This is a genomic window from Pseudomonas putida (assembly GCF_022627325.1).
Classification (GTDB): domain Bacteria; phylum Pseudomonadota; class Gammaproteobacteria; order Pseudomonadales; family Pseudomonadaceae; genus Aquipseudomonas; species Aquipseudomonas putida_X.
In genome coordinates this window covers 38,891-51,608 of the sequence record NZ_JAETZZ010000003.1, presented here as the reverse complement: position 1 = coordinate 51,608, position 12,718 = coordinate 38,891, and the positions used below count along the sequence as shown (strand labels likewise).

The 12,718-nt window shown below is 60.2% G+C and carries 11 protein-coding genes and 2 tRNA genes; all 13 read left to right on the top strand.

All coding sequences use genetic code 11. From position 1 onward, the window contains the following. The first annotated feature begins 6 nt into the window (after nucleotides 1–6). The 13 genes from folP to pnp all read left to right on the top strand — a co-directional run bounded on the left by folP (nucleotide 7) and on the right by pnp (nucleotide 12,619). Complete coding sequence (folP, locus tag JNA92_RS05995; RefSeq protein WP_241803849.1) at nucleotides 7–858, top strand: dihydropteroate synthase; 852 nt, start codon at nucleotides 7–9, stop codon at nucleotides 856–858. 16 nt (nucleotides 859–874) lie between these two features. Then, complete coding sequence (gene glmM, locus JNA92_RS05990) at nucleotides 875–2,215, top strand: phosphoglucosamine mutase (RefSeq protein ID WP_241803848.1); 1,341 nt, start codon at nucleotides 875–877, stop codon at nucleotides 2,213–2,215. A gap of 66 nt (nucleotides 2,216–2,281) precedes the next feature. Next, a complete protein-coding gene (tpiA, locus tag JNA92_RS05985; RefSeq protein ID WP_241803847.1) occupies nucleotides 2,282–3,037 on the top strand; it encodes a triose-phosphate isomerase in 756 nt (251 codons plus the stop codon). A gap of 4 nt (nucleotides 3,038–3,041) precedes the next feature. After that, on the top strand, nucleotides 3,042–3,434 hold the full coding sequence (secG, locus tag JNA92_RS05980; protein ID WP_241803846.1) for a preprotein translocase subunit SecG: 393 nt from the start codon (nucleotides 3,042–3,044) through the stop codon (nucleotides 3,432–3,434). A 21-nt stretch (nucleotides 3,435–3,455) separates the two neighbouring features. Then, nucleotides 3,456–3,541, top strand: a tRNA-Leu gene (locus JNA92_RS05975). A 98-nt stretch (nucleotides 3,542–3,639) separates the two neighbouring features. Further along, nucleotides 3,640–3,716 (top strand) — tRNA-Met (locus JNA92_RS05970). Nucleotides 3,717–3,846: 130 nt separating this feature from the next. Continuing rightward, nucleotides 3,847–4,305: a ribosome maturation factor RimP gene (rimP, locus tag JNA92_RS05965; protein ID WP_241803845.1), complete on the top strand. Its 459-nt coding sequence runs from the start codon at nucleotides 3,847–3,849 to the stop codon at nucleotides 4,303–4,305. 59 nt (nucleotides 4,306–4,364) lie between these two features. Further along, nucleotides 4,365–5,846, top strand: coding sequence for a transcription termination factor NusA (gene nusA, locus JNA92_RS05960; protein WP_241803844.1), 1,482 nt, complete (start codon nucleotides 4,365–4,367; stop codon nucleotides 5,844–5,846). Nucleotides 5,847–5,873: 27 nt separating this feature from the next. Beyond that, on the top strand, nucleotides 5,874–8,411 hold the full coding sequence (infB, locus tag JNA92_RS05955; protein ID WP_241803843.1) for a translation initiation factor IF-2: 2,538 nt from the start codon (nucleotides 5,874–5,876) through the stop codon (nucleotides 8,409–8,411). Between the two features lie 116 nt (nucleotides 8,412–8,527). Continuing rightward, nucleotides 8,528–8,926: a 30S ribosome-binding factor RbfA gene (gene rbfA / locus JNA92_RS05950; RefSeq protein ID WP_241803842.1), complete on the top strand. Its 399-nt coding sequence runs from the start codon at nucleotides 8,528–8,530 to the stop codon at nucleotides 8,924–8,926. 3 nt (nucleotides 8,927–8,929) lie between these two features. Further along, the gene (gene truB, locus JNA92_RS05945) at nucleotides 8,930–9,847 is read left to right on the top strand and encodes a tRNA pseudouridine(55) synthase TruB (protein WP_119688251.1); all 918 of its coding nucleotides are present in this window, start codon (nucleotides 8,930–8,932) and stop codon (nucleotides 9,845–9,847) included. Nucleotides 9,848–9,993: 146 nt separating this feature from the next. After that, a complete protein-coding gene (gene rpsO / locus JNA92_RS05940; RefSeq protein ID WP_012274241.1) occupies nucleotides 9,994–10,263 on the top strand; it encodes a 30S ribosomal protein S15 in 270 nt (89 codons plus the stop codon). Nucleotides 10,264–10,513: 250 nt separating this feature from the next. Beyond that, a complete protein-coding gene (pnp, locus tag JNA92_RS05935) occupies nucleotides 10,514–12,619 on the top strand; it encodes a polyribonucleotide nucleotidyltransferase (protein WP_012312657.1) in 2,106 nt (701 codons plus the stop codon). Nucleotides 12,620–12,718: the final 99 nt, after the last annotated feature.

Here is a 12,718-nt window from a genome sequence, read left to right as displayed (position 1 = left end):
GCATCTATGAGCTCTATGCTGTACCCGACCCGGTTGCCTTGCGGCAACCGGGTTCTTGATTTGTCCCGTACCCATGTCATGGGTATCCTCAATATCACCCCTGATTCCTTCTCTGATGGCGGGCGCTTCAGTCAGCGCGACGAGGCCCTGCGTCATGCAGAAGCCATGGTTGCGGCAGGCGCGACGCTGATCGACATCGGCGGCGAGTCGACTCGCCCGGGTGCCCGTGCGGTGTCGGTCACCGAGGAGCTCGAGCGTGTGGCGCCTATGGTCGAGGCGATCAACAGTCGCCTCGACGTGGTCATTTCGGTCGATACGTCCACGCCTGCCGTCATGCGTGAGTCGGCCCGCCTCGGTGCTGGCCTGATCAACGACGTGCGTGCACTGGAACGTGATGGTGCCCTCGATGCCGCGGCAGATACCGGGCTGCCGGTGTGCCTGATGCACATGCGCGGTGAGCCGGGGAACATGCAGGACGACCCGCATTACGAGGATGTGACTGCTGACGTAACGCGCTATCTTGAACAGCGGATGGCGGCTTGCGCAGCGGCGGGCATCGGTGCCGAACGCATCATCCTCGACCCAGGTTTCGGCTTCGCCAAGACACTGGCGCATAACCTCAGCCTGTTCAAACATATGGAAGCGCTCTACAGCCTCGGTCGCCCGTTGCTGGTGGGGGTTTCACGCAAGAGCATGATCGGCCTGACGCTGGATCGTCCGGTCGGCGAGCGGCTGTACGGCAGCCTCGCGCTTGCGGCATTGGCCATGACCAAGGGTGCCAGCATTCTACGCGTCCATGATGTGGCCGAGACCGCCGATGTGGTGCGCATGATCGCTGCGGTACAGAACGCCGAATAAGAACATTGGAGTCCCTATGAGCAGAAAATACTTTGGTACCGACGGCATCCGTGGCCGCGTCGGCGAATACCCGATCACCCCCGACTTCATGCTCAAGCTGGGCTGGGCGGCGGGCATGGCCTTCCGCAAGCAAGGTAACTGCCGCGTGCTGGTGGGCAAAGACACGCGTATTTCCGGTTACATGTTCGAGTCCGCGCTCGAGGCGGGCCTTTCTGCTGCAGGTGCTGACGTCTTGCTGCTCGGGCCGATGCCGACCCCGGCCATCGCCTACCTGACCCGTACCTTCCATGCCGAAGCGGGTATCGTCATCAGTGCTTCGCACAACCCGCACGATGACAACGGTATCAAGTTCTTCTCGGGCCAGGGCACCAAGCTGCCCGACGAAATCGAGCTGATGATCGAGGAGCTTCTTGACCAGCCGATGACGGTGGTCGACTCCAGCAAGCTGGGCAAGGTTTCGCGCATCAACGATGCCGCTGGCCGCTACATCGAGTTTTGCAAGAGCAGTGTGCCGACCAGCACCGGTTTCGAAGGCCTCAAGCTGGTGGTGGACTGCGCCCATGGTGCGACCTACAAAGTCGCGCCGAGCGTGTTCCGTGAGCTGGGTGCCGACGTGACGGTGCTGCATGCGCAGCCTGATGGCCTGAACATCAACGAAAACTGCGGTTCGACCCATATCGAGTCGCTGCAGGCGGCAGTACTGGTCGGCCATGCCGACTTGGGTATCGCCTTCGATGGTGACGGCGACCGGGTGTTGATGGTCGACCATACCGGCGCGATCGTCGATGGTGACGAGCTGCTGTTCATCATTGCCCGGGACCTGCACGAGCGGGGCAAGTTGCAGGGTGGTGTGGTCGGTACGCTGATGAGTAACCTGGGCCTGGAGCTTGCGCTCAAGGACCTGGACATTCCTTTCGTGCGGGCCAAGGTTGGCGACCGCTACGTGATGGCCGAGCTGCTCGAGCGCGGCTGGCTGGTGGGGGGTGAAAACTCTGGGCATGTCGTGTGCTGCAACCACACCACCACCGGTGATGCGATCATTGCCGCACTGCAGGTACTGCTGGCGCTCAAGCGCCGCGGCGAGACCTTGGCGCAGGCTCGCCAGGCCTTGCGCAAGTGCCCACAGGTGCTGATCAATGTGCGCTTTGGCGCGAGCAAGGTCGACCCCCTGGAGCATCCGGCCGTCAAGGAGGCCAGTGCCAAGGTCACTGACGACATGGCGGGGCGTGGGCGTGTGCTGTTGCGCAAGTCGGGCACCGAGCCGTTGGTGCGGGTGATGGTTGAAGGTGACGACGAAAGCCAGGTGCGCACGCATGCCGAAGCCCTGGCCAAGCTGGTCGCTGAAGTTTGTGTCTGAATTGGGCTTGCCAGCGCAGATCTGGTTGGGTAAGATCTGCGCCCACTTTGACCGACGAGGTAAAGCATGCGTCGCCCCATGGTAGCTGGTAACTGGAAGATGCACGGTACCCGCGCCAGCGTCGCTGAGCTGACTCAGGGCTTGGGCAATATGCTCATCCCCGACGGTATCGAAGTCGCGGTTTTTCCTCCGGCCCTGTTCATCAATCAAGTCATTGATGGCCTGCAAGGCAAAGGAATCATCGTCGGAGCACAGAATTCTGCAGTACAGCCCGAACAGGGTGCGCTGACCGGTGAAGTTGCACCGAGTCAGTTGGCTGAAGCGGGTTGCAAGTTGGTGTTGATTGGCCACTCCGAGCGTCGCCAGGTTATCGGTGAAAGTGAAGAAGTGCTTAATCGCAAGTTTGCAGCTGCTCAGAAAAGTGGTTTGACGCCGGTGCTCTGTATAGGGGAAACTCTCGAAGAGCGCGAAGCGGGCAAGACGCTAGAAGTTGTAGAGCGTCAACTAAGCAGTGTTATCGACGCGTTCGGTATTGCCGCTTTTGCCAATGCAGTAATTGCCTATGAGCCTGTATGGGCCATCGGTACAGGTTTGACGGCCTCGCCGCAACAAGCTCAGGATGTGCATGCCGCCATCCGCAAGCAGTTGGCAGCGAAGGACGCCGAAGTTGCGCAGAACGTGCAGCTTCTCTACGGCGGTAGCGTGAAGGCGGCCAATGCGGCCGAACTGTTCGGCATGCCGGATATTGATGGGGGGCTCATTGGTGGAGCATCCCTGAACGCAGACGAATTCGGTGCAATTTGTCGCGCCGCAGGAAACTGAACAAATGCTGGAAACAGTTATCGTTGTTTTTCATCTGTTGGCAGCGCTGTCGCTTGTAGTGCTGGTACTGTTGCAACAGGGTAAGGGTGCGGAAGCAGGTGCATCTTTCGGCGCAGGTGCTTCAAATACTGTGTTCGGAAGCCAAGGTTCTGCTACCTTCCTGAGTAAATTCACTGCTATACTTGCTGCCACTTTCTTTTTGACAGCACTTGGGTTAGGATACTTCGCCAAGCAACAAGCTCACCAGCTTGGTCAGGCGGGACTTCCGGATCCAGCGGTCTTGGAAGTGCAACAGCCAAAGCCGGCAGTAAATGATGATGTACCGGTGCTCCAGGAGCAGAAGAGCGAAACCACCCCAGCGGGTGACGTACCTCCTCCAGCCGAAGAGCAGAAGTAACGGGTTTCAAGAAGTAATATTGCCGAGGTGGTGGAATTGGTAGACACGCAACCTTGAGGTGGTTGTGCCCATAGGGTGTAGGGGTTCGAGTCCCCTTCTCGGTACCAATTAAAGCTTGAGAGCCCGCTTTAGCGGGCTTTCTTGCAGGTGGAGGTTAGATTGACCCAGCGACGGGTTCAGTCTTATACTTTCGCCCCAGCTTTGTCGCGGGGTGGAGCAGCTTGGTAGCTCGTCGGGCTCATAACCCGAAGGTCGTTGGTTCAAATCCAGCCCCCGCAACCAGCTTCAGCGGAGCCCCTTTTCAGGGGCTTTTTGCTAGCCGAACAGTTTACGGCGTCGTTGTCCAACGGCGCTTTCAGGGATGGGCGCTTCGCCCATTTTTTATTTGCACAGCATGCACGAGGGGGTTCAGGTGTCGAGCAAGCTAGAACAGTTGCAGGCCTTGTTGGCCCCGGTGGTCGAGGGTCTGGGCTATCAATGCTGGGGGATCGAGTACGTTTCCCAGGGTAAGCATTCGGTACTGCGCATCTATATCGACAAGGAAGGCGGCATCCTGGTGGAGGACTGTGAAGCGGTCAGCCGTCAGGCCAGCGCCATTCTTGATGTGGAAGATCCGATCAGCAGTGAATATACCCTTGAGGTGTCCTCTCCAGGCATGGATCGCCCGCTGTTCACGCTGGAACAGTTTGCCTCGCATGCCGGCGAACAAGTGAAGATCAAGCTGCGTACGCCCTTCGAAGGTCGTCGTAACTTCCAGGGCCTTCTCCGCGGTGTGGAGGAGCAGGATGTGGTGGTCCAGGTGGACACTCACGAGTTTCTGTTGCCGATCGATTCGATCGACAAGGCCAATATTATTCCCAGTTTTGACTGAGACGTGCCGGGCCCGGCGGACTATCCGGGCCCAATGGCTTGCGCAAGGCGAGGCGTACGATGAGCAAAGAAGTACTGCTGGTTGTTGAATCGGTATCCAACGAAAAAGGTGTACCGCCCGGCGTCATTTTCGAAGCGCTGGAAGTGGCTCTGGCCACTGCAACCAAAAAACGTTTTGAAGACGAAGTCGATCTGCGTGTGGAAATCAACCGCCACACCGGTAGCTACGAGACCTTCCGTCGCTGGACCGTGGTCGACGAAGCCGATCTGGACGATCCGGCGATCGAGACCTGGCTGGCCAAGATTCACGAAACTCACCCTGAAGCCAAAGTGGGTGACGTGATCGAGGAGAAGATCGAGTCCATCGAATTCGGTCGTATCGCCGCCCAGACCGCCAAGCAGGTCATCGTGCAGAAGGTCCGTGAGGCCGAGCGCGCCCAGGTGGTCGATGCCTACCGCGAACGCGTTGGCGAGATCATCTCCGGCACTGTCAAAAAGGTTACCCGCGACAATGTCATCGTCGACCTGGGCAACAACGCCGAGGCGCTGCTGGCTCGCGAAGACATCATTCCACGTGAGACCTTCCGGGTCAGCGTGCGCTTGCGTGCGCTGCTCAAGGAAATCCGCACCGAGAACCGCGGTCCGCAGCTGATCCTGTCGCGCACCGCGCCACAGATGCTGATCGAACTGTTCCGCATCGAAGTGCCGGAAATCGCCGAAGGCCTCATCGAAGTCATGGCCGCTTCCCGTGATCCGGGTTCGCGTGCCAAGATCGCCGTCCGCTCCAAGGACAAGCGCATCGACCCGCAGGGTGCCTGTATCGGCATGCGCGGTTCGCGCGTCCAGGCCGTATCCGGCGAGCTGGGTGGCGAGCGTGTGGATATCGTCCTGTGGGACGAGAACCCGGCGCAATTTGTCATCAACGCCATGTCGCCGGCTGAAGTCGCGGCGATCATCGTTGACGAAGATGCCCATGCCATGGACATCGCCGTTGCCGAGGACAACCTGGCCCAGGCCATTGGCCGTGGTGGTCAGAACGTTCGCCTGGCCAGTCAGTTGACCGGCTGGACCCTGAACGTGATGACCGAGAAGGATATCCAGGCCAAGCAGCAGGCGGAAACCGGTGACATCCTGCGCAACTTCATCGAGGAACTGGAAGTCGACGAGGAGCTGGCCCAAGTGCTGGTCGACGAAGGCTTTACCAGCCTCGAAGAAATTGCCTACGTACCGTTGGAAGAAATGCTCAACATCGATGGCTTTGACGAGGAAATCGTCAATGAGCTCCGCGCTCGAGCCAAGGACCGTTTGTTGACCAAGGCCATCGCTACCGAAGAAAAACTGGCAGACGCCCATCCGGCCGAAGACCTGCTCTCCCTTGAGGGCATGGACAAGGACCTGGCGGCGGAACTGGCGGTGCGCGGCGTGGTTAACCGCGAAGACCTGGCCGAGCAGTCGATTGACGACCTGCTCGACATCGACGGCATCGACGAAGAGCGTGCCGGCAAGTTGATCATGGCCGCCCGAGCCCACTGGTTCGAGTAATTAGGCGCGGCCTGAGGAGAGAAGTGCATGACGCAAGTCACGGTGAAAGAACTGGCCCAAGAGGTCGAGGCACCGGTAGAGCGCCTGCTGCAGCAGATGCGTGAGGCAGGTCTGCCGCACACCGACGCCGGTCAGGTAGTGACCGACAATGAGAAGCAGACTCTGCTGACCCATTTGAAGAGCAGCCACAAGAGCAAGGCGGAAGAGCCGCGCAAGATTACCTTGCAGCGCAAGACCACCAGCACCCTGCGTGTCGCCGGTAGCAAAAGCATCAGCGTAGAAGTACGCAAGAAGAAAGTATTCGTTCAGCGCAGCCCTGAAGAGATTCAGGCTGAGCAGAAACGTGAGCAGGACGAGCGCCGTGCGGCTGAAAACGCCGCGCGTGACAAGGTCGACGCCGACGTTCGCCAGCGCAACGAAGAGCAGGCTCGTCGCCACGCGAACGCCACTGCTGCCGCTGCCCCAGCTGCCAAGGCCGAGCCGGCACCCGCCGCTCCAGCTGCAGCTCCGGCACCCGCACCGGTCGTCGCTGACGCGCCTGCTTCCGAAGACGCTGCAGCCCGTGCTGCCGAGCGCAAGAAGGACGAGACCCGTCGCAACGAAAGCCGCACTCGCGATGACGATCGTCGTCGTGGCGAGGCGCCACGTGTGTCGATCAAGGTCAAGGTGAAGGAGAAGGAAAAGGCTCCGACCCCTCGTGCCGCTCCGCGCACCACCGACGAAGAGAGCGATGGCGCTCGCCGTGGTCGTGGTGGCAAGGGCAAACTGAAGAAGCGCAACCAGCATGGCTTCCAGAACCCGACTGGTCCGGTCATCCGTGACGTGACCATCGGCGAGACCATCACGGTCTCGGAGCTTGCGCAGCAGATGTCGGTCAAGGCCGCTGAAGTCGTCAAGTTCATGTTCAAGATGGGTACTCCGGTCACCATCAACCAGGTGCTCGACCAGGAAACCGCTCAGCTGATCGCAGAAGAGCTGGGCCACAAGGTCACCCTGGTCAGCGATACCGCCCTGGAAGATTCCCTGGCCGAATCGCTGAAGTTCGAAGGCCAGGCCGAGTCGCGTGCACCGGTCGTTACCGTCATGGGTCACGTTGACCATGGCAAGACCTCGCTGCTCGACTATATCCGTCGTGCCAAGGTTGCCGCTGGCGAAGCCGGTGGTATCACCCAGCACATCGGTGCCTACCACGTGGAAACCGACCGCGGCATGGTCACCTTCCTCGATACCCCAGGCCACGCTGCGTTCACTCAGATGCGTGCCCGTGGTGCCAAGGCGACCGACATCGTCATCCTGGTGGTGGCGGCGGACGACGGCGTGATGCCACAGACCCGTGAAGCCGTTCAGCATGCCAAGGCAGCTGGCGTCCCGCTGGTGGTTGCGGTGAACAAGATCGACAAGCCTGGTGCAGACCTCGATCGCATCCGTAACGAGCTGTCGGTCGAAGGCGTGACCTCCGAGGAATGGGGTGGTGACACGCCGTTCGTCAAGGTTTCGGCGAAGATGGGTACCGGTGTCGACGAACTGCTCGAAGCCGTACTGCTGCAGGCCGAAGTGCTCGAGTTGACGGCCACTCCGACCGCGCCTGGTCGTGGTGTGGTGGTTGAATCGCGCCTGGACAAGGGCCGCGGCCCGGTGGCTACCATCCTGGTTCAGGACGGTACCCTGCGTCAGGGCGACATGGTCCTGTGCGGCTCCAACTATGGCCGCGTGCGTGCCATGCTGGACGAGAACGGCAAGCCTGTTAAGGAAGCCGGCCCGTCTATCCCGGTCGAGATTCTTGGCCTGGATGGCACCCCGGAAGCCGGTGACGAGCTGTCCGTGGTCGCCGACGAGAAGAAAGCCCGCGAAGTTGCTCTGTTCCGTCAGGGCAAGTACCGCGAGGTCAAGCTGGCTCGTGCTCACGCCGGCAAGCTGGAAAACATCTTCGAGACCATGGGTCAGGAAGAGAAGAAGACCCTCAACATCGTCCTCAAGACCGACGTGCGCGGTTCCCTGGAAGCACTGCAGGGTTCGCTCGGCGGCTTGGGCAACGACGAAGTTCAGGTTCGCGTGATCGGTGGTGGCGTCGGTGGTATCACCGAGAGCGATGCCAACCTGGCGCTGGCGTCCAATGCGGTGCTGTTCGGCTTCAACGTGCGTGCCGATGCCGGTGCGCGCAAGATCGTCGAGCAGGAAGGTCTGGATATGCGTTACTACAACGTGATCTACGACATCATCGAAGACGTCAAGAAGGCCCTGACCGGCATGCTCGGCAGCGATGTCCGCGAGAACATCCTGGGCGTTGCCGAAGTGCGTGACGTGTTCCGTTCGCCGAAGTTCGGCGCCATCGCTGGCTGTATGGTCATCGAGGGTACCGTGTACCGCAACCGTCCGATCCGCGTACTGCGCGACGACGTGGTCATCTTCGAAGGCGAGCTGGAATCGCTGCGTCGCTTCAAGGACGACGCTGCAGAAGTACGTTCGGGCATGGAGTGCGGTATTGGCGTCAAGAGCTACAACGACGTCAAGGTCGGCGACAAGATCGAAGTCTTCGAGAAAGTCCAGGTTGCTCGTACCCTTTAAGGGCGAGCAGGGTCTCAGCCCCCGCCCCAGGGCGGTGGGCAGCCCCTCAGTAGGTAGCGCCCGGTCAGGCTTCAGCCTGACCGGGCGTTTGCCGCTTTACGTTACAGGTAGCAAGAATGGCCAAAGAATACAGCCGTACCCAACGTATCGGTGATCAGATGCAGCGTGAGCTGGCAGAGCTGATCCGCCGTGAAGTCAAGGACCCACGCGTGGGCCTGGTGACGATCACTGCCGTGGACGTCAGTCGCGACCTGGGCCACGCCAAGGTCTACATCACCGTCATGGGTGAAGAAACCCCTGACGCCGTGCAGCAGTCGCTGAAGGCGCTGAACAGCGCAGCCAGCTTCCTGCGCCTGCACCTGGGCCGCTCCATGCAGCTGCGCAGCGTGCCGCAGTTGCACTTCCATTTCGATGAAAGCGTCAGCCGCGGTGTGCATCTGTCGGCGCTGATCGAGCGTGCAGTGGCCGAAGACCGCCTGCACAAGGATACCGACGAGCAGGACACCAAGGAGTAACCGGTGGCCCAGGTCAAACGTATCCGCCGCAACGTCAGCGGCATCATCCTACTGGACAAGCCACTTGGCTTCACTTCCAACGCCGCACTGCAGAAAGTGCGCTGGTTGCTCAACGCGGAAAAGGCCGGCCACACTGGCAGCCTCGACCCGTTGGCTACTGGCGTGCTGCCGCTGTGCTTCGGCGAAGCGACCAAGTTTTCGCAGTACCTGCTCGATTCCGACAAGGGCTACGAAACCGTCATGCAGCTGGGGCAGACTACCAATACTGCCGATGCGGAAGGCGAGGTCCTGCAAACCCGTGAAGTGACCGTTGGTCGTGCCGACATCGAGGCGCTGCTGCCACGTTTTCGCGGCCCGATTAGCCAGATACCGCCGATGTACTCGGCGCTCAAGCGTGATGGTCAGCCGCTTTACAAGCTGGCGCGTGCAGGAGAGGTAGTGGAGCGCGAGGCGCGTTCTGTTACTATTAACCGCTTGGAGTTGCTCGAGTGCGAAGGTACCCGAGCACGGCTGAGCGTAGGATGCAGCAAAGGCACCTATATCCGCACCCTGGTGGAGGATATCGGCGAGGCCCTTGGCTGTGGCGCCTATGTTGCCGAGCTGCGCAGGACCCACGCCGGGCCCTTCGAGCTGGCCCAGACCGTGACCCTCGAAGAACTTGAACAGGCCCACGCCGATGGCGGTAACGAAGCGCTCGATCGCTTCCTCATGCCTTCGGACAGTGGCCTGCAGGACTGGCCGCTGATTGGCCTGTCCGAACACAGCGCGTTCTACTGGCTCCATGGCCAGGCGGTACGTGCGCCGGACGCGCCGCAATTTGGCATGGTCCGGGTACAGGATCACAATGGTCGTTTCATCGGTATCGGTGAAGTGAGCGAAGACGGGCGTATTGCGCCGCGTCGACTGATTCGATCGGAATGATCGAAACCGGGGGCTTCGGCTTTTGCTGTGGCCCGCGGATACAAGGGTGGCTGTCAGTAGGCACGGTCACACCTTTTTTATTAATACAGGGATTTGTCCCTGGCCTATTGGACCCGCTTGCGGGTTCCGTTATCAGGAGAAGCCAAATGGCCCTCAGCGTTGAAGAAAAAGCTCAAATCGTTACCGACTTCCAGCAAGCTGCTGGTGACACTGGTAGCCCGGAAGTTCAGGTCGCTCTGCTGACCGCGAACATCAACAAGCTGCAAGGCCACTTCAAGGCCAACGGTAAAGACCACCACTCGCGTCGTGGCCTGATCCGTATGGTTAACCAGCGTCGTAAGCTGCTGGACTACCTGAAGGGCAAAGACACCACGCGTTACAGCGCCCTGATCGGTCGCCTGGGCCTGCGTCGCTAATAGCGGCCTGGTCAGTGGTGTGCATGGCGTGTTGCATGCTTCGCCAGCGCTGCTTGGCAGCGTTTGCGTCGGACACGTCACGCGTATCTTCGAGGTTGGCAGCCTGGCAACGCTGAGCGGTTTTTCCGCCCGGCGCCAGGCTCCCAGCCTCGTGTTGTATCTGGACGGTCAATGGGGCCGATTCCCTGTTCTGCCCAAGAATTCGCAAGAAACCAGTTCCCCCAGAGCCACTGAAAAAAGGTAGGAAACCGTGAACCCGGTAATCAAGAAATTCCAGTTCGGTCAATCGACCGTTACTCTCGAAACGGGCCGCATTGCCCGTCAGGCAACCGGCGCCGTGCTGGTTACCGTCGACAACGATGTCACCGTGCTGGTGACCGTAGTCGGTGCCAAGCAGGCCGATCCAGGCAAGGGCTTCTTCCCTCTGTCGGTCCACTACCAGGAAAAGACCTACGCCGCCGGCAAGATCCCGGGTGGCTTCTTCAAGCGTGAAGGCCGTCCTTCCGAGAAAGAGACGCTGACCTCGCGCCTGATCGACCGTCCGATCCGCCCGCTGTTCCCTGAAGGCTTCATGAACGAAGTCCAGGTCGTCTGCACCGTGGTGTCGACCAGCAAGAAGACCGATCCGGACATCGCTGCGATGATCGGTACCTCGGCTGCCCTGGCCATCTCCGGTATCCCGTTCGAAGGCCCGATCGGCGCTGCCCGTGTTGCCTTCCACGAAAGCACTGGCTACCTGCTGAACCCGACTTACGAGCAACTGGCTGCCTCGAGCCTGGACATGGTCGTTGCCGGTACCTCCGACGCCGTACTGATGGTTGAATCGGAAGCTCAAGAGCTGACCGAAGACCAGATGCTGGGCGCTGTACTGTTCGCCCACGACGAATTCCAGGCCGTTATCCAGGCTGTCAAAGAGCTGGCTGCCGAAGCCGGCAAGCCGACCTGGGACTGGAAACCTGCCGTTGCCAACACCGAGCTGTTCAACGCCATTCGCGCTGAATTCGGCGAAGCGGTTTCCCAGGGCTACACCATCACCGTCAAGGCCGACCGCTATGCGCGCCTGGGCGAGCTGCGTGACCAGGCGATCGCCAAGTTCTCCGGCGAAGAAGGCCAGCCTTCGGCCAGCGAAGTCAAAGAAATCTTCGGCGAGATCGAATACCGCACCGTTCGCGAAAACATCGTTAACGGCAAGCCGCGTATCGATGGTCGTGACACCAAGACCGTACGCCCGCTGAACATCGAAGTGGGCGTTCTGCCGAAGACGCACGGTTCGGCACTGTTCACCCGTGGTGAAACCCAGGCCCTGGTCGTCGCGACCCTGGGTACTGCCCGTGACGCCCAGCTGCTGGACACCCTGGAAGGCGAGAAGAAAGACCCCTTCATGCTGCACTACAACTTCCCGCCGTTCTCGGTGGGTGAGTGTGGCCGCATGGGCGGTGCTGGCCGTCGTGAAATCGGCCACGGCCGCCTGGCCCGCCGTTCGGTACAGGCCATGCTGCCTGCCGCTGACGTGTTCCCGTACACCATCCGTGTCGTGTCGGAAATCACCGAATCCAACGGTTCCAGCTCCATGGCATCGGTCTGCGGTGCTTCCCTGGCACTGATGGATGCTGGTGTACCGATGAAGGCACCGGTGGCCGGTATCGCCATGGGCCTGGTCAAGGAAGGCGAGAAGTTCGCTGTCCTGACCGACATCCTGGGTGACGAAGACCACCTGGGCGACATGGACTTCAAGGTTGCCGGTACTGCCAAAGGCGTTACCGCACTGCAGATGGACATCAAGATCAACGGCATCACCGAAGAGATCATGGAAATCGCCCTGGGCCAAGCCCTGGAAGCGCGCCTGAACATCCTCGGCCAGATGAACCAGATCATTGGCCAGTCGCGTACCGAGCTGTCGGCCAACGCGCCGACCATGATCGCGATGAAAATCGACACCGACAAGATCCGTGACGTCATCGGTAAAGGCGGCGCCACCATTCGCGCCATCTGCGAAGAGACCAAGGCTTCGATCGATATCGAAGACGATGGCTCGATCAAGATCTTCGGCGAAACCAAAGAAGCTGCAGAAGCAGCGCGTCAGCGCGTTCTGGGCATCACCGCCGAGGCCGAGATTGGCAAGATCTACGTGGGCAAGGTCGAGCGTATCGTCGACTTCGGCGCCTTCGTCAACATCCTGCCTGGCAAGGATGGTCTGGTGCACATCTCCATGCTCAGCGATGCACGCGTAGAGAAAGTGACCGATATCCTCAAAGAAGGTCAGGAAGTCGAAGTACTGGTACTGGACGTGGATAACCGCGGCCGTATCAAACTGTCGATCAAAGACGTTGCCGCGGCCAAGGCCTCGGGCGTCTAAGCGACCAGCAACGCTGTATGAAAAGGGCCCCTAGCGGGCCCTTTTTTTATGGCCTGCCGGGAACCTTTTGCACACTTGCATCTTGCACGCAGATTTACC